Genomic DNA, 21,580 nt, shown 5'->3' with positions numbered 1-21,580 from the left:
CCCGACAGCCTGGCCGGCCGGGTCGTCGGTGGGCGGCGGTAAGTTTGGACAGACATGAGTGCGCACGCAACCGATGCGAAGTCCGAAACAGATCAGCTGCTCGAGGGCCTCAACCCGCAACAGCGCCAGGCGGTGCTGCATGAGGGCTCGCCGCTGCTGATCGTCGCGGGCGCGGGATCGGGTAAGACGGCGGTGTTGACCCGGCGGATCGCGTACCTGATCGCCGCGCGTGGTATCGCGGTCGGTCAGATCCTGGCCATCACCTTCACCAACAAGGCCGCCGCCGAGATGCGGGAACGCGTGGTGCGCCTGGTCGGCGCCCGGGCCCGGTACATGTGGGTGTCCACGTTTCACTCGACCTGCGTGCGTATCCTGCGCAACCACGCGTCGCTGATCGACGGCCTCAACTCCAACTTCTCCATCTACGACGCCGACGATTCGCGTCGGCTGCTGCAGATGATCGGCCGCGACATGGGCCTGGACATCAAACGGTATTCGCCGCGGCTGTTGGCGAACGCGATCTCGAACCTGAAGAACGAGCTGATCGACCCCCACCGGGCGCTGGCCGACCTGACGGGCGACTCAGATGACTTGGCACGTACCGTCGCATCCGTCTACGCCGAATACCAGCGGCGGCTACGGGCGGCCAATGCGCTGGATTTCGACGACCTCATCGGCGAGACCGTCGCGGTGTTGCAGACCTTCCCGGACATCGCCCAGTACTACCGGCGACGGTTCCGGCACGTCCTGGTCGACGAGTACCAGGACACCAACCATGCGCAATACGTCTTGGTGCGCGAACTGGTCGGCCACGGCACGCAAGAAGGCCCCGATAACCAGGTGCCGCCCGCGGAGCTGTGCGTCGTCGGCGACGCCGACCAGTCAATCTATGCCTTCCGCGGCGCGACCATCCGCAACATCGAAGACTTCGAGCGCGACTACCCCGACGCGGCAACCATTCTGCTGGAACAGAATTACCGCTCCACACAAAACATCTTGTCGGCGGCCAACTCCGTGATCGCCCGCAACGCCGGGCGCCGGGAGAAGCGACTGTGGACCGACGCCGGCGAAGGGGAGTTGATCGTCGGCTACGTCGCCGACAACGAACACGACGAGGCCAGGTTCGTCGCCGAAGAGATCGACGCACTGGCCGAGCGCGGCGAGATCACCTACAACGACATTGCCGTCTTCTACCGCACCAACAACTCGTCGCGCTCGTTGGAAGAGGTGTTCATCCGCGCCGGAATCCCGTACAAGGTCGTCGGGGGCGTGCGCTTTTACGAGCGCAAGGAGATTCGCGACATCATCGCCTACCTGCGCGTGCTGGACAATCCCGGCGACGCCGTCAGTATGCGGCGCATTCTCAATACGCCGCGCCGCGGCATCGGCGATCGCGCCGAGGCGTGCGTGGCGGTCTATTCCGAGAGCACCGGCGCCAGCTTCGCCGACGCGCTGCAAGCCGCGGCCGAGGGCAAGGTCCCGATGCTCAACACCCGCGCGGAGAAGGCGATCGCGGGCTTTGTGCAGATGCTCGACGAGCTGCGGGGCCGCCTCGACTCGTCTCAAGGGGACCTCGGTGAGTTGGTCGAGGCGGTGCTGGAACGCACCGGATACCGTCGGGAGCTGGAATCGTCGACCGACCCCCAGGAGCTGGCGCGGCTGGACAACCTCAACGAACTCGTCAGCGTCGCACACGAATTCAGTGCCGACCAGGCGAATACCGCTGCGCTAGAACCGGACAACGAAGACGTGCCGGACACCGGTGTGTTGGCGGCGTTTCTGGAACGGGTGTCGCTGATCGCCGACTCTGACGAGATCCCCGAGCACGGCGCCGGTGTCGTCACGCTGATGACGTTGCACACCGCCAAGGGGCTGGAGTTCCCGGTGGTGTTCGTGACCGGCTGGGAGGACGGGATGTTCCCGCACGTGCGGGCGCTGGACGACCCGACCGAACTGTCCGAGGAGCGGCGGCTGGCCTACGTCGGCATCACGCGGGCCCGGCAACGGCTTTATGTCAGCCGGGCCATGGTGCGGTCTTCCTGGGGGCAGCCGATGCTGAATCCGGAATCGCGCTTCCTGCGTGAGATCCCGCAGGAGCTCATCGACTGGCGCCGCACCGCGCCGAAGCCGTCGTTCAGTGCGCCGGTGAGCGGAGCCGGCCGGTTCGGCGCCCCGCGGTCGGCGCCCACCCGTTCTGCGGGCGCGAGCAAGCGTCCGCTGCTGGTGCTACAGCCTGGCGATCGAGTCACCCACGACAAGTACGGCTTGGGCCGGGTCGAGGAAGTCTCCGGCGTAGGGGAGTCCGCGATGTCGCTGATCGACTTCGGCAGTTCGGGACGGGTAAAGCTGATGCACAACCACGCCCCGGTCACCAAACTCTAGTGTCTTTGCATCGAGCGTGTTCTCACGGCGGAAATGCCGCGGAATCCTTGCCGTGACAACACATTCGGTGACGTCGCTACTCCTCGAGCCAGCGTTTGGTCGCTGGATGCAGGGCCAACACCACGCTGGCGATCGGCAGTAGCGGCAGTGTGTGCACGATCCACCCGACCCGCGCACCGGCGATGAACACGCCACCGTAGGTCAACACCGCGACCACCGCGCCCGCCGCGATCAGATAGCGCCCCAGAGACCGGCGGAGCAACAACATGATCACGCCGGTGACGGTGGCTGCGGCGAAGACCAGCGCCAGAAAGCCCACCGCGATGCAGAACAGTCGGTCGGTCCGCCACCATCCGGCGATCAGGTCGGTGGCCACCACCGAGGTGGCCCATCCGCTGACGATGCTGACCGCCGCGGCCGCGACGGCCGTCCAGGGGCTCGGCTCGTGGCCGATCGCTGCCGGTAGCGGCGGAAAGTGGTCCGCCTGGCCGGTCGCGTCCAACGCTGTTGGGTGGCGCGAGATCTGGGTGGCCGCAGAATCGGATATTACGGGTAGTGGTCCGGTCGGCGCCCGGCGGATGATGCGGGTGCGCGGTTCCTCGTGAGATCCAGTGGGCTCGGACGGGTTCTCAGGCGTGGGGGGACGGCTCGCTGCGGTCACCGGTCAGCCGGCGTAGTTGCCTACAAAGATTCCGCGCTTGGCCAGCCACGGCACGGGGTCGATCCGCTCGGTGCCGCCCAGGAGCACTTCGAAATGCAGGTGCGGGCCGGTGGAAAAGCCCCGGTTGCCCATGGTGGCGATCTGGTCGCCCGCCATCACCCGCTGTCCGACGCTGACCAGCGTGGTGTTGACGTGACCGTAGAGGGTTACGGTGCCGTCGGCGTGGCGCAGCTTGACCCACATGCCGTAGCCGGCGGTAGGGCCGGCGTCGATGACGACGCCGTCCGACACCGCGTAAATCGGGGTCCCGATGGAATTGGCCAGATCGATACCAGCGTGCAGCACACCCCAGCGATACCCGAAATTCGACGTAAATATGCCTTTCGCGGGCGAGACATACAGCGGCTGCTGCAGTCGTGCTTCACGCTGGGCCCGTTCCTGCGCAAACGCCACACCATGGGCGAGTTCCGCGTTGTGCACTGCCGCGTTTGCCGCCGGCTGCGCGGCAATGACCTGCACACCCCGGGAAGCGCCGGCCGACCCGCCGGTGAGCGCCGACGCATTGGCGCTCAACACGGTGTCGGCCGTGGTGGTGTCGGTTTGATGAGTCGCCGTATGTGCCGCGGCGGCCGCCGCGCCGGCTGCCATGGCCGAGATCAGCAGGCGTCCCTTGGCCGCGCTGGTCGGCTGCTTGCGGTGCTGCCCGCCTCGCCGGGGCACCGGGGTCACAGTCGCGACGTGCGAGCGCGGGGCAGGTGCTTGGGTCCCGGACTCGATGCTCAAAGCGGCCAGCACCTCAGTGGGACCGGCCAGCCAAGCGGGCGTCAGGTCGTCGGTCTCTTGCAGGTCGTCGAGTTCGGGGGCCTGCAGCAACTGCACATCAGTGCCGAACTCGGGATCGCCGAAGTCGAGCTCGTCGAGGTCGGCGAGTTCCAGCTCGTCGAACCCGTCGAATCCATCCAATGGGATGATCTCGGTGATTTCGTTACGGTGATGCTGCTGAAGCCAACGATCGCGGGATGCATAAAGCCCGCCTGCAGCGGCAGGACGGGCGAATCGGTGCTGGGACAACGCTGAAATGTCCTCGTATCGTGACCATAACGTTATCTGGGACCCTGAGACGGTATCTGCTCACCATCCGGGCTGGCAACCTCAGCACAATAACCCAAGCGCAAATGTGATCTGTATCACGTTTGGATACCGGCGGTATATCGTGACGTGCGCCACACCGATGGGATGCGATCGCGGCGGTGGTTTGGCGTCTCGCTACAGTTCCAACCGTGCGGTTTGCCGAATCTGGCTTTGCCGCCTATAGGCCCAGCAGATAGCCCAGCGAAGACAGTGAGCATATGGACCTTTTCGAGTATCAAGCCAAGGAACTGTTCGCCAAGCACAACGTGCCCAGCACGCCCGGCCGAGTGACCGACAGCGCCGAGGGAGCCAAGGCGATCGCCACCGAGATCGGTCGTCCGGTGATGGTCAAAGCACAGGTCAAAATCGGTGGGCGGGGCAAGGCGGGTGGCGTCAAATACGCCGCCACCCCAGACGACGCATACCAACACGCCCAGAACATCCTCGGCCTGGACATCAAGGGCCATATCGTCAAGAAACTGCTGGTCGCCGAGGCCAGCGAGATCGCCGAGGAGTACTACATCTCCTTCCTGCTGGACCGCGCCAACCGCACCTACCTGGCCATGTGCTCGGTCGAGGGCGGCATGGACATCGAAGAAGTGGCCGCCACCAAGCCGGAGCGGCTGGCCAAAGTTCCCGTCGACGCGGTCAAGGGCGTCGACTTGACGTTTGCGCGTTCCATCGCGGAGCAGGGTCACCTGCCGGCCGAGGTGCTCGACGCCGCCGCGGTCACCATTTCCAAGCTCTGGGAGCTGTTCGTCGCCGAAGACGCCACGCTGGTCGAGGTCAACCCGCTGGTGCGCACCCCCGACAACCAGATCCTGGCGCTGGACGCCAAGATCACTCTGGACGCCAACGCCGATTTCCGTCATCCCGATCGTGGCGAGTTCGAGGACCGCGCCGCCACCGATCCGCTGGAGCTGAAGGCCAAAGAACACGACCTCAACTACGTCAAGCTCGACGGACAGGTCGGCATCATCGGCAATGGCGCCGGCCTGGTGATGTCGACCCTCGACGTCGTCGCCTATGCCGGTGAGAAGCACGGCGGCGTCAAGCCAGCCAACTTCCTCGACATCGGTGGCGGCGCGTCGGCCGAGGTCATGGCCGCCGGACTGGACGTGGTGCTGGGCGACGAGGACGTCAAGAGCGTGTTCGTCAACGTCTTCGGCGGCATCACCTCCTGCGACGCCGTGGCCACCGGGATCGTCAGCGCGTTGGAGATCCTGGGCGACGAGGCCAACAAACCTCTGGTGGTCCGGCTGGACGGCAACAACGTCGACGAGGGGCGGCGCATCCTGGCCGAAGCCAACCACCCCCTGGTGACGCTGGTGCCGACGATGGACGAGGCCGCCGACAAAGCCGCCGAGCTGGCGAGCGCCTGAAAGCCTGAAAGCCTGAAAGCCTGAAAGGAAGCACGACCCATGGCTATCTTCCTGACCAAAGAGAACAAGGTCATCGTCCAAGGCATCACCGGCGCTGAGGCCACCGTTCACACCGCTCGCATGCTCAGGGCGGGCACCCACATCGTCGGCGGCGTGAACGCGCGCAAGGCGGGCACCACCGTCACGCATGAGGACAAGGGCGGCAGGCTGATCAAGCTGCCGGTGTTCGGCAGTGTCACCGAGGCGATGGAGAAGACCGCCGCCGACGTCTCGATCATCTTCGTGCCGCCGAGATTCGCCAAGGACGCGATCATCGAGGCGATCGATGCCGAAATTCCGTTGCTGGTCGTGATCACCGAGGGCATACCGGTGCAGGACACCGCGTACGCCTGGGCCTACAACGTGGGCAAGGGCGGCAAGACCCGCATCATCGGCCCGAACTGTCCGGGCATCATCACACCGGGCCAGGCGCTGGTGGGCATCACCCCGGCCAATATCACCGGACCCGGTCCGATAGGCCTGGTGTCCAAGTCCGGCACGTTGACCTACCAGATGATGTTCGAGTTGCGGGACCTCGGTTTTTCCACTGCCATCGGGATCGGCGGCGACCCGGTGATCGGCACCACCCACATCGACGCGATTGAGGCGTTTGAGAAGGATCCCGACACCAAGCTGATCGTGATGATCGGCGAGATCGGCGGCGACGCCGAGGAGCGCGCGGCCGATTTCATCGAGGCCAATGTGTCAAAGCCGGTCGTCGGCTACGTCGCGGGCTTCACCGCCCCGGAAGGCAAGACCATGGGCCACGCGGGCGCGATCGTGTCCGGCTCGTCGGGCACCGCGGCCGCCAAGAAAGAGGCACTCGAGGCGGCCGGCGTCAAGGTCGGCAAGACGCCGTCGGCAACCGCGGCCCTAGCCCGGGAAATCCTGAAGACTCTTTAGGGCGAGCAGACGCTGAGGGCTGCGCTTTCGCCCTGGGGATGAAAATTGCGTCCCGGGTGGCAGCGGGTGGATGGCGTGATGCGTCAAGATGCCCGCAAAATCTGATCCATGCATCACATAAGAAATGCCCTCGATGCCGCCGATACGGCGAAAATGGCGTTCTGCTGATGTGGGTGGTGCTCACCGCGCGCCTCCGACCGTGTCTTTTCTGGGCCGCGCCAATGGGGCAGGTCTCTGACTTGCTCCCGTTCGCCGGTGCCAGAGGGCGCATAGAGGCTCGCGGGTCAAGGGGTGGGCCCAAGGCCATCGCGAAAGCGACGCGAAGCGCTCTTGACGCGCGAGGGATGCGCCCGTAGCGGCGTGGCCCCAAGACAACCCAACGAAACCACTTGAGCCAGCCCCGTTGCGGGAGCGACCGAGGGGGGAACCCGGTCACGTCACAAGAACCGAATGGGCTCGTTTAGGAGGCTTTGGTCCGGATGCCTTCGCGGATGTCGGGTAGTGCGGTGGGGGTGCTGATGAGGTAGAGCTGTCGGTCTTTTCCTTGGGCAGAACGAGCAGCCAGCTCTGCAGGTCGGCGATCTGGCGCGCCATCGCGGCCAGGTTGAGGCGAGTAGCTCCGATTCTTGGGTTGGTGCAACGACCCTGGCAGCGAGCAACCGGTCCAGTGGGGTCATGGGCTGGTCGTAGCGGCGGCAGCGCTCACCGGTCGGAAACGTTTGATACTGCGTCTGGTGGCGAGAGCGGGTGTGGCTTATCCGGGCCGGCCGGAGAGGCCTTCTGCTCCGATGAGCAGCCCAGCCGAACCGCCCACTCCCGCAGCTCCGCTGCCGCCGGCGCCACTGCCGCCATTTCCGCCGTTGCCTCCGTTGCCGATCAGCTTGGCGCTGCCGCCGTTGCCGCCGGCGCCGGCCTTTCCGGCGGCAAAGAAGTTTTCGCCGCCGGCGCCGCCATTGCCGCCGTCGCCGAACAGGATGCCGCCGTCGCCGCCGGCTCCGCCAACGCCTCCGCTGTTAGCGCCGAGGCCACCGCCACCGCCGCCGTTACCGCCTGGCCCGAACAAGGTGCCGCCGCCACCGCCGGTACCCCCGGCCCCGCCGAAGTCGCCGGCACCACCGGCTCCGCCGGCCCCACCCATGCCGAAAACGAATCCGCCAGCGCCGCCCGCACCGCCGTTCCCGCCGCGTAAGCCCGACCCGCCGGCCCCGCCGGGGCCGAAGACCGGCGTGGTGCCGCCGTCGCCGCCGTTACCTCCGACACCTAAGAACGCGCCCCCGGCGCCGCCGTTCCCCCCGGCTCCGGCGTTGCCCTGAGCGGCGAAGCCACCGGTTCCGCCACCGCCGCCGAAACCAGTAAGCCCGGCGTTGCCGCCGGCTCCGCCGGCACCGGCTGCTCCGGAAGTGATACCCCCGGCCCCACCGGCTCCGCCGGTGCCTCCTGCTCCGAACAAGACGCCGCCCGACCCACCGGCCCCGCCCGTCCCCCCGGTGCCGCCGACGAGGGTTTGACCCGTCCCGCCGGCGCCGCCGGCACCGCCGATGCCGAACAGCCCGGCCGATCCACCCGCACCGCCCTGACCGGCAGGAGTGGCCAGCGCGACGGCCCCTCCGCCGATGCCGCCAGCACCGCCAGCGCCGAGGATAAGGCCGCCAGCACCGCCGTTTCCGCCGACCCCGCCGAAACCGGCGGCACCGCCCGCTCCGCCGTTTCCGAACAGTCCGGCGGCGCCACCATTACCACCGTTGCGGGAGATTGCACCGCTACCGCCGGCGCCGCCATTGCCCCACAGCAGCCCGCCGTCACCACCGTTGGCGCCGGTTTCCGGTGCGCCGTTGGCGCCGTTGCCGATCAGCGGGCGTCCCAGCAGCAGCTGGGTCGGCGCATTGACGACGCCGAGCACCTGCTGCTCCACGAGCTGCAACGGGGAGGCGGCAGCCGCCTCGGCGGCGGAGTACTGTGTCACGCCTGCGCCCATGAGCTGCACGAACTGGTTGTGGAAGGCCGCCGCGTGGGCGCTGAGTGCTTGATAGGCCTGCCCGTACGCCCCGAACAGCGCGGCGACAGCCGCCGATACGTCGTCGGCGCCGGCGGCCAGCACCGCCGAAGTAGGGGCGAGAGCCGTCGCATTTGCCTGAGTGATTGTCGAGCCGATGTTGGCCAAATCGGACGCGGCCGCCATGACGAACTCAGGCGCCATGGCGACAAAGGACATTGGGCCTCCTCCCCGACGCGGAAACGACAGTCGGCCATCGATTGTCAGTGCCCCACTGGACGCATGTGCGGGAGGTGCTTAGCATATCGCGATCGAGGCGCGCAGGATCCGAGATTCGCACACGCGATCTAGCCCCATTGGGGACCTGCGGCGGTTGCTCGCGGTAGATAGTAAGGCTATGAATCTTGATCGACGGATGCCCGTAATCGTGGGTGTCGAGCAGGCGCCCGAGCGTATCGACGACCGCGAGTACGGGCCCTGTCACCCGTGGAACTGGCCGCGGGGACCCAAGCCGCCCTCGACAATTGCGGCGCTACCGCGGTAGCTGCCGAAGTCGAAACCATCGCGGCGACGCGACATTGCGAAATCTCCGGTCGGTCCCCAATGCACCGCCGGGTCGGGTCCAACAACTACCCGCGGTCGGGTGGCCAAGCACATCGGCGCAGAACCGCGTCGCGCGCTTCTGGAGATCGTCGGCGGCCAGGGGCCACAACACCTCATCACCGAGCTGGCCGGCGAGATCGCCGCGGGCCGGTCGGATGTGGCGCTGGTCTTCGGCTGGGAGGCCACGTCGGCCCTGCGGTATTTCGCGGGGCGGGATGACAAGCCGAGACCGTCGACGGTGGCCTGCACGACCGCGGGCCGGGCATTGAGAAGCTGATGTCGCGCTACACGGTGATGCACGGACTGGTCGACGCGCCGACGCAGTACGCGTTGATAGAGAACGCCCGACGCGCTACGACGGGTCTGGGCCCGGCCGAGCATCTGCGGCGGATGGCCGAATTGTTCGCAGCGTTCAGCGAGGTCGCGGCGGCTAATCCGGTTTCGGACACTCCGATTCAGCGGACAGGCGACGAACTGATCACGTCACCGAGAGCAAGTGGTCACACTGAGGGAATCCCGGTGCAAGACAGAACGTACGCCTGGGCTTACAACCTGGAATAAAAGGAGGGCTGAGGGTCCTTTCCGCCCGGCCGAGCGGCAGATCAACGGCTTCATACCAAGCTCGTGAGCTTGCCGGCCAGCCGCTCCACATACGCGGCGACTTCGCTTGCGGAGCGGTCCGGCAGGCCGAAGAGCACCTCGGTCACTCCCAATTCGGCCCAGTGCGCCAGCTTCTCGGGCACCGGCTTGGAGTCCAGGGCCACGACCTGGGGAGCCCCGTCGCGGCCAGCCGCCGCCCAGGTGTCCTGCAGCCACCTCACCAGCTCGTCGATGTCGACGTCACGCGGCGTGGTGATCCAGCCGTCGGCGCTACGCGCAATCCACCTGAAGTTCTTCTCGGTACCGGCGGCGCCCACCAGGATCGGAATGTGTGGCTGAACGGGCTTGGGCCACGCCCAGCTGGGTCCGAACTTGACGAATTCGCCGTCGTAGGCCGCTTCCTCTTGCGTCCACAACGCCCGCATCGCTTCAAGGTATTCGCGCAACATGGTGCGCCGGCGCCCCGGCGGCACGCCATGGTCGGCGAGTTCGTCGGTGTTCCAGCCGAATCCGACGCCGACGCTGACCCGGCCCCCGGATAGGTGGTCCAGCGTGGCAATGCTTTTGGCCAGCGTGATCGGGTCATGCTCCACCGGCAGCGCAACCGCGGTTGACAGCCTGACTCGGGAGGTGACCGCTGAAGCCGCACCCAAGCTCACCCACGGGTCCAGGGTGCGCATATAGCGGTCGTCCGGCAGCGACGCGTCACCCGTCGTGGGATGGGCGGCTTCCCGTTTGACCGGGATATGCGTGTGTTCGGGCACGTAGAAAGTGCGAAAGCCATGGTCGTCGGCCAGTTTCGCGGCTGCCGCCGGGGAGATCCCACGGTCGCTGGTGAAAAGGACAAGCCCGTAATCCATGAACAGAATTAGAACGTGTTCTACCTCCGCCGGGCAAGCGGCTCATCTGCCGATCGGCAGCGGTGCCGGGGCCGGTATCGCGGGCGGCAAGGTCGCCACGGCGTGAGTACCCGGCCGTGCGCTAGCGTGGGTCATCGAATTGTGTCGCAGGGAGCAATCGTCGCATTGCAGCAGGCGTAGCGACGGCACCGGAGGTAACAGGAGGAGCCATGACCTACTCACCAGGTAGTCCCGGATATCCGCCCGCGCAATCGGCCGGCTCCTACGGAGGCGCCACGCCGTCTTTCGCCAAGACTGACGACGGTGTCAGCAAGCTTCCGATGTACCTCAGCGTGGCGGTTGCCGCACTCGGGCTGCTGGCGTATCTCGCCAGCTTCGGGCCGATGTTTACGGTCAGCTCGGAACTCGGCGGGGCCGGCAGCGAGGTTTCCGGCGACACCGGGTTTGCTGTCGGCCTGGCTCTGCTGGCCGCCCTGCTTGCCGGGGTGAGTCTGCTGCCCAAGGCCAAGAGCTACGTGGCCATCGTCGGGGTGGTCTCGGTGTTGGGCGTGTTGCTGATGATCTCGGCGACCTTCAACAAGCCAAGTGCCTATTCGACCGGCTGGGCGCTGTGGGTTGTCCTGGTGTTCATCGTGTTTCAGTCGGTTGCCGCGGTCGGCGCGCTGCTGTTGGATGCGGGTGTCATCTCGGCGCCGGCACCGCGGCCCAAATTCGATGCTTACGGGCAGTATGGCCAGTACGGCCAGTACGGACAGTACGGCGGTCAGCCCGGCGGATATTACGGTCGACCGGGCGCGCAGCAGCAGGCAGCGCCCAGCCCTGCGCAACCGTCCGGATACGGATCGCAATACGGCGGTTATTCGCCCGGCGCCGGCTCCAACCCGTCGACCGGCGGATTCGGCGCCCAGCAACCCGCCCCGTCGCCGCCCCAGCCGATGCACCAGGGTCCGTCCACCCCACCCACCGGCTTTCCGAGCTTCGGCCCGCCGCCGCCGGTCAGTGCCGGAACGGGATCCCAGGCCGGGTCGGCTCCGGTCAACTACTCAAACCCCGCCGGCGGACCGCCGTCGTATGGGCAAGGGCCCGGCCAGCAGTCGTCGTCACCCGGTTCGGCGCCGGTCTAGTTGGGCGCTCTCGCGCTGAGTAGGCACGTGCGCGAAGAGTGAAAAGGGTGTCGGCAAAAAGCGAGGACAACCGAGCAGCGGGTGCTCGCCAGGCGCGCGACCTCGTCAAGGTTGCGTTCGCGCCGGCGGTGGTGGCGCTGGTCATCATCGCCGCGGTTACGCTGCTGCAGTTACTGATCGCCAACAGCGACATGACCGGGGCGTTGGGCGCGATCGCCAGTATGTGGCTGGGCGTCCACCAGGTGCCGATCTCCATCGGCGGTCGCGAACTCGGCGTAATGCCGCTACTGCCGGTCCTGCTGATGGTGTGGGGCACCGCGCGCACGACGGCTGCGGCCATCTCGCCCTACTCCTCTTGGCTGGTCGTGCGATGGGTTGTCGCGTCGGCGTTGGGCGGGCCGCTGCTGATCGCGGCGATTGCGCTGGCGGTCATCCACGATGCGTCGTCGGTCATTACCGAGCTGCAGACACCCAACGCGCTGCGGGCGTTCACCGGCGTGCTGGTGGTCCATGCCATCGGCGCGGCGATCGGGGTGTGGTCCCGGGTGGGCAGACGGGCTTTGGCGGCTTCTCCGCTTCCGAATTGGCTGGGCGATTCAGTGCGCGCCGCTGCCGGTGGGGTCTTGGCGTTGCTGGGACTGTCCGGCTTGGTGACGGCAGGGTCGCTGGTTGTTCACTGGGCGACCATGCAGGAGCTGTACGGGATCACCGATTCGATCTGGGGCCAATTCAATCTCACTGCTCTCTCGGTGCTCTATGCACCCAACGTCTTCGTCGGCGCCGCGGCGGTCGCGGTTGGGTCCAGTGCCCATATTGGCTTTGCGACGTTCAGCTCGTTCACCGTCTTCGGCGGCGACATTCCGGCCGTGCCGATCCTGGCCGCGGCACCCACGCCGCCGCTCGGGCCGGCGTGGGTCGCCCTGCTGATCATCGGAGCAGCATCTGGTGTGGCGCTGGGGCAGCAGTGCGCCCGCCGGCCGCTGCCGTTGCCTCCGGCAATGGCCAAGGTGCTGGTGGCAGCACTTATCGGGGCGTTGGTGATGGGGCTGCTCGGTTACGCCGGCGGTGGCAAGCTGGGCAACTTCGGCGCTGTCGGCGTGGACGAGGGGGCCCTGCTGATCGGTGTTTTCTTCTGGTTCACCGTGGTTGGCTGCCTCACGGTGGCGATGGCCGGCGGGATCACCAGGCGTCCGCGGCCCGCGCCGCCAGCTGACCAGGACGAGACGCCTGCGGTCGCGTTCGACGAGAGCGATCAGCCCCACGATGTCGTCGATGAGCCGGCAGATCCTGAGGACGTCGGCGTCGATGTTGCCGGAGATGACGGCGTGTCCTTAGCTGGTGAAGCGGAGTCGGACTCAGGCTCTCAGCGCGAGGATTAGGCCGTGCATTGTGCGCCGCCTGCTGCGGCAGCACGGTGTCCGAGGGCGAGCCTGTACTGACCCTGTACTGACCCTGTCGAGTCTGCGTACTGCGCGCCGACACGCGCGAGGCAATAGCTGTGATGCAGGTTCGTTCGACGCGCCTGCGCGGCCGGCATCGTCGCCAGACGGGGCCTGATTTGTCTGGCTCCTTCTCCGGCCGCTGGCGCGCCCGGCATCGTCGCCAGACTAGGCTCGCCGTGTGCAGGAACCGCTCCGGGTACCCCCGAGTGCACCGGCGCGGCTGGTGGTCCTCGCATCGGGCACCGGATCGCTGCTGAACGCGCTGCTCGATGCCGCCGGGGGGGACTATCCGGCGCGGGTCGTCGCCGTCGGGGTGGATCGCGAGTGCCGGGCCGCCGAGATCGCGGCGCGGGCATCGGTGCCGACCTTCACGGTCCGGGTCGCCGACTACCCCAGCCGCGACGCTTGGGACGCGGCCATGACCGATGCGACGGCCGCCCATTCACCCGACCTGGTGGTATCGGCAGGATTTATGAGAATCCTTGGGCCGCAATTCCTTTCAAGATTCGGCGGGCGTATCCTCAACACCCATCCCGCCCTGCTGCCGGCATTCCCGGGTGCCCACGGCGTGGCCGACGCGTTGTCCTACGGTGTGAAGGTCACCGGCTGTACGGTGCATCTGGTGGATGCCGGCGTGGACACCGGGCCGATACTGGCGCAGCAGGCCGTTCCGGTGCTCGACGGTGACGACGTGGAGACATTGCACGAGCGCATCAAGGTCATCGAACGGCGACTACTCGTCGACGTGGTGGCCGCGATTGCTACCGGCGGGCTGACCTGCATCGGACGAAAGGCGACCCTGGGATGAGCACAGTATGACCGGCGAGAGCGTAAGGAAGCCGATCCGCCGCGCGCTGATCAGCGTGTACGACAAAACCGGGCTGGTGGAGCTGGCTCAGGGCCTGACGGCGGCCGGCGTCGAGATCGTCTCCACCGGATCAACGGCGAAGGCCATTGCCGGCAAAGGCATTCCGGTAACTCGCATCGAGGAGCTCACCGGCTTTCCGGAGGTGCTCGACGGCCGGGTCAAGACCCTGCACCCACGGGTGCACGCGGGGCTGCTGGCCGACCTGCGCAAGCCCGAACACCGGGCCGCGCTGGACAAGCTCGGGGTAGCGGCGTTCGAACTGCTGGTGGTCAACTTGTATCCGTTCACTCAGACGGTCGCATCCGGCGCCGGCATCGACGAATGCGTCGAACAGATCGACATCGGCGGGCCCTCGATGGTGCGGGCGGCGGCCAAGAATTTTCCCAGCGTGGCCGTGGTCACCGACCCACTCGGATACGACGGGGTGCTTGCCGCGCTGCGCAGCGGCGGATTTAGCCTCGGCGAGCGTAAAAAGCTGGCGTCGCTGGCATTTCAGCACACCGCCGACTACGACATCGCCGTCGCGAGCTGGATGCAGTCGACCCTGGCGCCTGAGCTTGATCAATCCGAGCCGGGGTTTCCGCATTGGTTCGCCAGGAACTGGCGCCGTCAGGCGATCCTGCGCTACGGCGAGAACCCGCACCAGCAGGCCGCCCTCTACACCGACCCGGGCGCCTGGCCCGGCCTGGCACAAGCCGAGCAGCTGCACGGAAAAGAGATGTCCTACAACAACTTCACCGACGCGGACGCGGCCTGGCGCGCGGCCTTCGATCACGAACAGATCTGTGTGGCAATCGTCAAGCACGCCAACCCGTGCGGCATCGCGATCTCGTCGGTGTCCGTCGCCGACGCACATCGCAAGGCCCATGCCTGCGACCCGCTGAGCGCCTACGGCGGCGTGATCGCGGCCAACACCGAGGTCAGCGTCGAGATGGCGGAGTACGTCAGCACCATCTTCACCGAAGTCATCGTCGCGCCGGCCTATGAACCGGGTGCCCTAGAGCTTTTGGCGCGAAAGAAGAACGTCCGGGTGCTGCTGGCGCCCGAACCGCAGAACGGCGGCACCGAATTGCGGCCGATCAGCGGAGGGCTGCTGATGCAGCAGCGCGACCAGCTCGACGCGCCCGGCGACAACCCGGCCAACTGGACGCTGGCGACCGGATCACCGGCCGACCCGGCGACGTTGACCGACCTGGTGTTCGCCTGGCGCGCCTGCCGTGCGGTCAAGTCGAACGCGATCGTGATCGTCGCCGACGGGGCCACCGTGGGGGTCGGCATGGGTCAGGTCAATCGGGTCGATGCCGCGCGGCTGGCCGTTGAACGAGGTAATGCACGCGGCGGTGAGCGAGTCCGCGGCGCCGTCGCGGCATCGGATGCTTTCTTCCCGTTTCCCGACGGACTGCAGACCCTGACCGCTGCGGGGGTCAAGGCGGTCGTGCATCCCGGCGGGTCGGTGCGCGACAACGAGGTAACCGCCGCGGCGGCCGAAGCCGGGGTCACCTTATATCTGACCGGAGCACGTCACTTCGCCCACTGAGGGCTTTAAAGTGCCCGGAAAGTCCGCGTTGACATCCACTCTCGTCGCCAGAAGAAAGATGGCGTCGTAGCGTGGAGTGGTGACTTCACCGAGCAACCTGCCGCGCACCGTTGGCGAGCTACGTGCCTCCGGTCATCGCGAGCGGGGGGTCAAGCAAGAAATCCGGGAAAACCTGCTGACCGCGTTGGCTAACGGGTCAGATACCGCGGCCGTCTGGCCGGGCATTTTGGGCTTCGAGGACACGGTGTTGCCACAAGTGGAGCGGGCCCTGATCGCAGGCCATGACTTCGTCCTGCTCGGCGAACGCGGCCAGGGCAAGACCCGGCTGCTGCGTGCGCTGGCCGGACTGCTCGACGAGTGGACGCCGGTGATCGCCGGAGCCGAACTGGGAGAGCACCCGTACCGGCCGATCACGCCGGAATCGATCCGGCGGGCCGCGCAGCTGCGTGACGACCTGCCGGTGGCATGGAAGCATCGCAGCGAGCGCTACACGGAGAAGCTGGCCACCCCCGACACCAGCGTGGCCGACCTGGTCGGTGATATCGACCCGATCAAGGTCGCCGAGGGCCGCAGCCTCGGGGACCCCGAGACCATCGCCTACGGGCTGATACCGCGGGCACATCGTGGCATCGTCGCGGTCAACGAATTACCCGACCTGGCCGAGCGCATTCAGGTGTCGATGCTCAACGTCATGGAGGAGCGCGACATCCAGGTCCGCGGCTACACGCTGCGGCTGCCGTTGGACGTCCTGGTCGTCGCCAGCGCCAACCCCGAGGACTACACCAACCGCGGTCGGATCATCACGCCGCTCAAGGACCGCTTCGGCGCCGAAATCCGCACCCACTACCCGCTGGAGTTGGACGCGGAAGTGGGTGTGATCGTGCAGGAGGCGCACCTGAGCGCGCAGGTGCCCGACTATCTGATGCAGGTGATCGCGCGGTTCGCCCGATACCTGCGCGAGTCGCACTCGATCGACCAACGGTCCGGGGTGTCGGCCCGGTTCGCTATCGCGGCGGCGGAAACCGTCGCGGCCGCGGCGCGGCACCGCGGCGCGGTGCTGGGTGAGACCGATCCGGTGGCCCGGGTGGTCGATCTGGGCACGGTCATCGACGTGCTGCGCGGCAAGCTCGAGTTCGAGTCCGGTGAGGAGGGCCGCGAACAGGCCGTACTGGAGCATCTGTTGCGCCGCTCGACCGCCGACACCGCGTCCCGAGTGCTCGGAGGCCTCGACGTTGGCCAATTGGTGACCGCCGTCGAGCGGGGCTCCGCAGTGACGACAGGCGAGCGGGTGTCGGCCAAGGACGTGCTGGCCGCGGTGCCGGGGCTGCCCGTCGTCGATAGGATCGCCAGAAAGCTGGTCGCGGAATCCGAGGGTGAGCGCGCCGCCGCGCTGGAACTCGCGTTGGAGGCGTTGTACCTTGCCAAGCGCATCGACAAGGTGTCCGGGGAAGGCCAGACCGTCTATGGCTAAGCCTTTTGGGGCGCACTCTTCGCGCTACTCGGCCTACACCGGCGGACCCGACCCGCTGGCGCCGCCGGTCGATTTGCGTGAGGCGCTCGAACAGATCGGCCAGGACGTGATGGCCGGCACTTCGCCGCGCCGGGCATTGTCCGAGCTGCTGCGCCGCGGCACCAAGACGATGCCCGGCGCCGACCGGTTGGCCGCCGAGGCAAACCGGCGCCGCCGGGAGCTGTTGCGCCGCAACAACTTAGATGGCACTTTGCAAGAGATCAAGAGACTGCTCGACGAAGCGGTGCTGGCCGAACGCAAGGCATTGGCCCGCGCGCTGGACGATGACGCCCGATTCTCGGAGCTGCAGTTGGATGCGTTACCGCCGTCGCCGGCCAAAGCTGTTCAGGAGCTTTCCGAGTACCGCTGGCGCAGCGGTGAGGCCCGCGAAAAATACGACCAGATCAAGGATTTGCTCGGCCGCGAGCTGCTGGACCAACGCTTCGCCGGGATGAAGCAGGCGCTGGAAGGTGCGACTGACGAGGATCGTCGCCGGGTCAACGAGATGCTGGACGATCTCAACGACTTGTTGGACAAGCACGCCCGCGGCGAGGATACCCCGCAGGACTTCCAAGACTTCATGGACAAGCACGGCGAGTTCTTTCCGGAGAACCCGCGCAATGTCGAGGAGCTGCTGGACTCGCTGGCCAAGCGGGCAGCCGCGGCGCAGCGGTTCCGCAATAGTCTTAGCCAGGAGCAGCGCGATGAGCTTGATGCGTTGGCGCAGCAGGCATTTGGGTCGCCGTCGCTGATGCAGGCGCTGAGCCGGCTCGATAGCCATCTGCAAGCCGCGCGCCCCGGAGAGGACTGGACCGGATCCGAACGGTTCTCCGGTGACAACCCGTTCGGTATGGGCGAGGGCACCCAGGCGCTGGTCGATGTCGCTGAGCTGGAGCAGCTGGCCGAGCAATTGTCGCAGAGCTACCCGGGCGCCACGATGGACGACGTCGACTTGGACGCGCTGGCCCGCCAGCTCGGCGACCAGGCCGCCGTCGACGCGAGAACGCTCGCCGAATTGGAACGGGCACTGGTCAATCAGGGTTTCCTGGATCGCGGGTCCGACGGCCAGTGGCGGTTATCACCCAAGGCGATGCGCAGGCTGGGCGAGACCGCGTTACGTGATGTGGTGCAACAGCTTTCCGGGCGTCGTGGCGAACGGGACCACCGGCGCGCAGGAGCCGCCGGAGAACTGACCGGTGCCACCCGGCCCTGGCAGTTCGGTGACACCGAGCCGTGGAACATCTCCCGGACGCTGACCAATGCCGTGCTGCGCCAGGCAGGGACGCACACCCTGGACGGGCCACTGCGGATCACCGTCGACGACGTTGAGGTGTCCGAGACCGAAACACGTACCCAGGCTGCGGTTGCGCTGCTGGTCGACACCTCGTTTTCGATGGTGATGGAAAATCGCTGGCTGCCGATGAAGCGAACCGCACTGGCGCTCAACCACCTGGTGTGTACGCGTTTCCGCTCAGATGCCCTGCAGATCATTGCGTTTGGCCGCTACGCCCGAACCGTGACGGCGGCGGAGCTGACGGGTTTGGAAGGTGTCTACGAGCAGGGTACCAACCTGCATCACGCGCTGGCGCTGGCCGGACGTCACCTGCGCAAACACCCCAACGCACAGCCGGTCGTGCTGGTGGTGACCGACGGTGAGCCGACCGCTCATTTGGAGGATTTCAGCGGAGAGGGGACGGGTTCTGCTGTCTTCTTTGATTATCCGCCACATCCGCGGACCATTGCCCACACGGTACGGGGTTTCGACGACATGGCCCGGCTGGGTGCGCAGGTAACGATCTTCCGGCTGGGCAGCGACCCGGGTCTGGCCCGGTTCATCGATCAGGTTGCACGACGGGTGGAGGGTCGGGTCGTGGAACCCGATCTCGACGGGCTGGGGGCGGCGGTGGTCGGCGACTACCTCCGGTCGCGGCGACGCAGGTAGCGGGCAATTACCGTGGGACAACGATGTGCCGACGGATTCCATTGGCATATCTAGCCTTTGGCGTTGCGTGGGTTGTTCTCCTGGTTTGCCTGATCTAGCGGCTACTGTCACATTAGCCGCATTGGTCTCTGTGGGTGAGGGTGTTAGTTGTGCCCACCTCATAGCGACAAAACCTGTGCGACTTGGCTTGTCGCTGCGAGCGGTCGTGGGGCTGCGCTCCGGTGTGGGGAGATGGAAATCGCGTGCTGGTGGGCTTGGGTCGGCGGCGATGGCGTCGAGTGCGCGCTGATGGTGTCGAGTGCGCGCTGATGGCGCCGAGCGTGCCGTCAGGGCCGCCGATGGTGGATGTTCCCGCCCCACATACACTCTCAAAGCCGTCACCGCACACTCGATGCAGCGGCAGGACAGCCGACTCGGTGAGCACGTGAGACAACCGTGGCGCTGTGCCGATGTGATTGCGGGCCAATATGGATGGGGTCGAGTCGACAACTCAAGACAACGCATCCCGGAGTCGCCGTGGCAGGCGGTTCGCCCCAGGATAAGCTGCTTTGGTCAGCCGCGAGCCTCGGCTTGGGCAATGGCCCAGGCCGCATTGACCAGCCCGATGTGACTGAACGCCTGCGGGAAGTTGCCCAACAGCTCACCGGTGGCGGGGTCGACCTCTTCGGAGAGAAGTCCTACGTCGTTGCGGTAACCGATGGCGCGCTCGAACACCTCGCGCGCCCGGTCGAGCTGACCGGAGGCTGCCAGGGCCTGCGCCAACCAGAATGTGCACAGCAGGAACGTGCCCTCCTGTCCGGTGAGGCCGTCGGCGTTGGTGTCGACGCTGGTTCGATAGCGATAGACCAAGCCGCGCGAGTCGACGAGCTGATCGGCGATGGCGTCGATGGTGGCCAGCACACGAGGGTCGTCGGCGGGCAAGAATCCGACCAGCGGAATCATCAGCGCGGAGGCGTCCAGGTCGTTGCTTTCGAATGCCTGGGTAAACGCGTTGGCCGCGTCGCTCCACCCGCGAGTGAGGATCTGATGCCGGATTTCATCGGCAGCCGCCCGCCAGCCGTCGACCCTGTCCCCGGCGCCGAGTGCATCGACCATGGCGATGGCGCGGTCGAGCGCGACCCAGCACATCAGCTTGGAGTAGAGGAAGTGCTGTGGGTCGCCACGCACTTCCCAGATGCCCGAATCACGTTGCTGCCAAAGACGTGCGGCGGCATCGGCGGAGCCGATGAGGAACTCGCGTCCCGCGGCGGCGCAGGGACGGTCCGGGTGCAGCTGTTTGGCCAGGCGATGCGCCGCACCCAGCAGTTCGCCGTACACGTCGATCTGGCTTTGCCCCCACGCGCCGTTGCCGACGCGCACCGGGCGGCTGTCGCGCCAGCCGCGGAGATGACCGAGCTCACGTTCGGACAGATCATGTTCGCCACCGATGCCGAACATGATCTGGAGAGGCTCGTTGGCGCGTAGTTGCCCGGCGGAGCTGACCGCGAGATAGTCGAAAAACTGCTCCGCCTCGTCTGGACAAGCGGCTACCCAGAGGGCTTCCAGGGTGAGGCTGGCATCCCGAACCCACGAATACCGGTAATCCCAGTTACGTTCTCCGCCAACCTCTTCCGGCAGGGACGTCGTCGGGGCGGCGACCACGGCCCACGTGGGTTGGTAGGTTAATGCCTGCAAAACTCTGCCGCTGTGATGCACCAGATCGCGCCACGGTCCGTCATAGCTTTGATGGACTTTCGACCACAATCGCCACGCATCGATCGTCGCCGTGAGCGCTGCCTCGAGCTCGGCCGGTGACATGGATGCGGGACATGCCTCCGAGGTGGTGCGATGTAGCAACCCGAGGGACAGCCGCTCACCCTCTCGCATCCGGAATCGGCCGCTGGCGTCGGAATCGGTAATCCCCAGCGGAATTGGGCAGCACAGGAGCAGGACGTCGGCGCCGCCGCGTACCAGGATGCAGCCGTCGGCAGTGGACACCAACGGTGTGACCACCCCGTACTCCGGGCGTGCCGAGAATTCGACGCTCACCTCTACCTCGCCCGCGGTACACGTTAGCGACCGCACCAGCAGCCGAGGGGCGGTCGCGCCCAACTGGTGTGGGTCATCCACGTACCCGGTGGCGAGGGCATCGCATAGCACCAGCGTGCCGGTGCCGGTGGTGAACGTCGTCTCGAGCACCATGGTCTGGTCGACGTAACGGCGTTTGACCTCCGCGCCGGGATCGGTGGGGTGCACCGAGAAAAACCCGGCGTCCGCGTCGAGCAGTCTGGCGAACACCGATGGCGAGTCGAACCGGGGCAAGCAAAGCCAGTCGACTGAACCGCTGCGGCTGACCAGCGCTGCAGTATGCCGGTCAGATAGCAGGGCGTAGTCGGCAATTGGTGTGGTGCTCACCGGGTGCCTCCTAGATACCGCGTAGTTTCCTCGCTTGCCTACCACACAGTTGGCTGTGTCGTCGCCATTCTCGCGGCGCGGTTTCCCGATTGGGGTACCCCGGGACGGGAACCGTTGTTCGTCAACGCAATTGTGAACCGTCGAACCGAGTGGGCTGGGTGACCTCGACTTCGCCCACCCGCGCCCCGGATGGGCCGCAATTTGACCTG

16 protein-coding genes are annotated in these 21,580 nt (G+C 66.7%); 11 read left to right on the top strand and 5 right to left on the bottom strand.

Annotation, left to right across the window (positions count from 1 at the left end):
• Positions 1–54 precede the first annotated feature (54 nt).
• Positions 55–2,382, top strand: coding sequence for a DNA helicase PcrA (gene pcrA, locus AWC07_RS23825; RefSeq protein WP_036417243.1), 2,328 nt, complete (start codon positions 55–57; stop codon positions 2,380–2,382).
• A gap of 76 nt (positions 2,383–2,458) precedes the next feature.
• On the opposite strand, the gene AWC07_RS23820 is transcribed toward pcrA, so the two are convergent.
• Positions 2,459–3,043, bottom strand: coding sequence for a hypothetical protein (locus AWC07_RS23820; RefSeq protein ID WP_036417245.1), 585 nt, complete (start codon positions 3,041–3,043; stop codon positions 2,459–2,461).
• 3 nt (positions 3,044–3,046) lie between these two features.
• Complete coding sequence (locus AWC07_RS23815) at positions 3,047–4,114, bottom strand: M23 family metallopeptidase (protein WP_036417247.1); 1,068 nt, start codon at positions 4,112–4,114, stop codon at positions 3,047–3,049.
• Between the two features lie 278 nt (positions 4,115–4,392).
• Here AWC07_RS23815 and sucC point away from each other — a divergent pair, with 278 nt between their 5' ends.
• On the top strand, positions 4,393–5,556 hold the full coding sequence (gene sucC, locus AWC07_RS23810; protein ID WP_036417250.1) for an ADP-forming succinate--CoA ligase subunit beta: 1,164 nt from the start codon (positions 4,393–4,395) through the stop codon (positions 5,554–5,556).
• 39 nt (positions 5,557–5,595) lie between these two features.
• A complete protein-coding gene (sucD, locus tag AWC07_RS23805; RefSeq protein ID WP_036417252.1) occupies positions 5,596–6,498 on the top strand; it encodes a succinate--CoA ligase subunit alpha in 903 nt (300 codons plus the stop codon).
• Positions 6,499–7,252: 754 nt separating this feature from the next.
• Here sucD and AWC07_RS23800 read toward each other — a convergent pair.
• Entirely contained in the window at positions 7,253–8,710 is a 1,458-nt protein-coding gene (locus AWC07_RS23800) for a PE family protein (protein WP_036409797.1), read from the bottom strand.
• A gap of 424 nt (positions 8,711–9,134) precedes the next feature.
• Between AWC07_RS23800 and AWC07_RS23795 the strand changes: the two genes are divergently transcribed.
• Together AWC07_RS23795 and AWC07_RS23790 are read left to right on the top strand one after the other, a co-directional pair.
• Positions 9,135–9,371, top strand: coding sequence for a hypothetical protein (locus AWC07_RS23795; protein ID WP_051507793.1), 237 nt, complete (start codon positions 9,135–9,137; stop codon positions 9,369–9,371).
• A complete protein-coding gene (locus AWC07_RS23790; protein WP_051507794.1) occupies positions 9,371–9,655 on the top strand; it encodes a hypothetical protein in 285 nt (94 codons plus the stop codon). Before AWC07_RS23795 ends, AWC07_RS23790 begins: the two co-directional genes overlap by 1 nt.
• Before the next feature lie 50 nt (positions 9,656–9,705).
• On the opposite strand, the gene AWC07_RS23785 is transcribed toward AWC07_RS23790, so the two are convergent.
• Positions 9,706–10,554 carry an LLM class F420-dependent oxidoreductase gene (locus AWC07_RS23785; RefSeq protein ID WP_036409800.1) on the bottom strand — a complete coding sequence of 283 codons (849 nt, stop codon included), beginning with the start codon at positions 10,552–10,554 and terminating at the stop codon, positions 9,706–9,708.
• Between the two features lie 209 nt (positions 10,555–10,763).
• On the opposite strand from AWC07_RS23785, the gene AWC07_RS23780 reads away from it, so the two are divergent.
• The 6 genes from AWC07_RS23780 (at position 10,764) to AWC07_RS23755 (ending at position 18,977) form a co-directional block, all read left to right on the top strand.
• The gene (locus tag AWC07_RS23780) at positions 10,764–11,678 is read left to right on the top strand and encodes a DUF5336 domain-containing protein (protein WP_036409802.1); all 915 of its coding nucleotides are present in this window, start codon (positions 10,764–10,766) and stop codon (positions 11,676–11,678) included.
• Positions 11,679–11,716: 38 nt separating this feature from the next.
• Complete coding sequence (locus tag AWC07_RS23775) at positions 11,717–13,057, top strand: cell division protein PerM (protein ID WP_051507795.1); 1,341 nt, start codon at positions 11,717–11,719, stop codon at positions 13,055–13,057.
• A gap of 241 nt (positions 13,058–13,298) precedes the next feature.
• The gene (gene purN, locus AWC07_RS23770; protein ID WP_036409804.1) at positions 13,299–13,928 is read left to right on the top strand and encodes a phosphoribosylglycinamide formyltransferase; all 630 of its coding nucleotides are present in this window, start codon (positions 13,299–13,301) and stop codon (positions 13,926–13,928) included.
• A 7-nt stretch (positions 13,929–13,935) separates the two neighbouring features.
• Complete coding sequence (gene purH / locus AWC07_RS23765; protein ID WP_036409806.1) at positions 13,936–15,525, top strand: bifunctional phosphoribosylaminoimidazolecarboxamide formyltransferase/IMP cyclohydrolase; 1,590 nt, start codon at positions 13,936–13,938, stop codon at positions 15,523–15,525.
• A 76-nt stretch (positions 15,526–15,601) separates the two neighbouring features.
• The gene (locus AWC07_RS23760) at positions 15,602–16,996 is read left to right on the top strand and encodes a sigma 54-interacting transcriptional regulator (protein WP_036409807.1); all 1,395 of its coding nucleotides are present in this window, start codon (positions 15,602–15,604) and stop codon (positions 16,994–16,996) included.
• Positions 16,989–18,977 carry a VWA domain-containing protein gene (locus tag AWC07_RS23755; protein ID WP_036409810.1) on the top strand — a complete coding sequence of 663 codons (1,989 nt, stop codon included), beginning with the start codon at positions 16,989–16,991 and terminating at the stop codon, positions 18,975–18,977. The genes AWC07_RS23760 and AWC07_RS23755 overlap by 8 nt, the downstream gene beginning before the upstream one ends.
• Before the next feature lie 552 nt (positions 18,978–19,529).
• On the opposite strand, the gene AWC07_RS23750 is transcribed toward AWC07_RS23755, so the two are convergent.
• On the bottom strand, positions 19,530–21,371 hold the full coding sequence (locus AWC07_RS23750; RefSeq protein ID WP_036409812.1) for a glycoside hydrolase family 15 protein: 1,842 nt from the start codon (positions 21,369–21,371) through the stop codon (positions 19,530–19,532).
• Positions 21,372–21,580 lie beyond the last annotated feature (209 nt).

The organism is Mycobacterium gastri, assembly GCF_002102175.1.
Lineage (GTDB): Bacteria > Actinomycetota > Actinomycetes > Mycobacteriales > Mycobacteriaceae > Mycobacterium > Mycobacterium gastri.
This window is presented reverse-complemented; position numbering and strand designations above follow the sequence as displayed.

Coding starts and splice junctions, on each gene's coding strand:
- pcrA (WP_036417243.1), top strand. CDS start 55: ATGAGTGCGCACGCAACCGATGCGAAGTCCGAAACAGATCAGCTGCTC.
- sucC (WP_036417250.1), top strand. CDS start 4,393: ATGGACCTTTTCGAGTATCAAGCCAAGGAACTGTTCGCCAAGCACAAC.
- sucD (WP_036417252.1), top strand. CDS start 5,596: ATGGCTATCTTCCTGACCAAAGAGAACAAGGTCATCGTCCAAGGCATC.
- AWC07_RS23800 (WP_036409797.1), bottom strand. CDS start 8,710: ATGTCCTTTGTCGCCATGGCGCCTGAGTTCGTCATGGCGGCCGCGTCC.
- AWC07_RS23790 (WP_051507794.1), top strand. CDS start 9,371: ATGTCGCGCTACACGGTGATGCACGGACTGGTCGACGCGCCGACGCAG.
- AWC07_RS23785 (WP_036409800.1), bottom strand. CDS start 10,554: ATGGATTACGGGCTTGTCCTTTTCACCAGCGACCGTGGGATCTCCCCG.
- AWC07_RS23780 (WP_036409802.1), top strand. CDS start 10,764: ATGACCTACTCACCAGGTAGTCCCGGATATCCGCCCGCGCAATCGGCC.
- purH (WP_036409806.1), top strand. CDS start 13,936: ATGACCGGCGAGAGCGTAAGGAAGCCGATCCGCCGCGCGCTGATCAGC.
- AWC07_RS23755 (WP_036409810.1), top strand. CDS start 16,989: ATGGCTAAGCCTTTTGGGGCGCACTCTTCGCGCTACTCGGCCTACACC.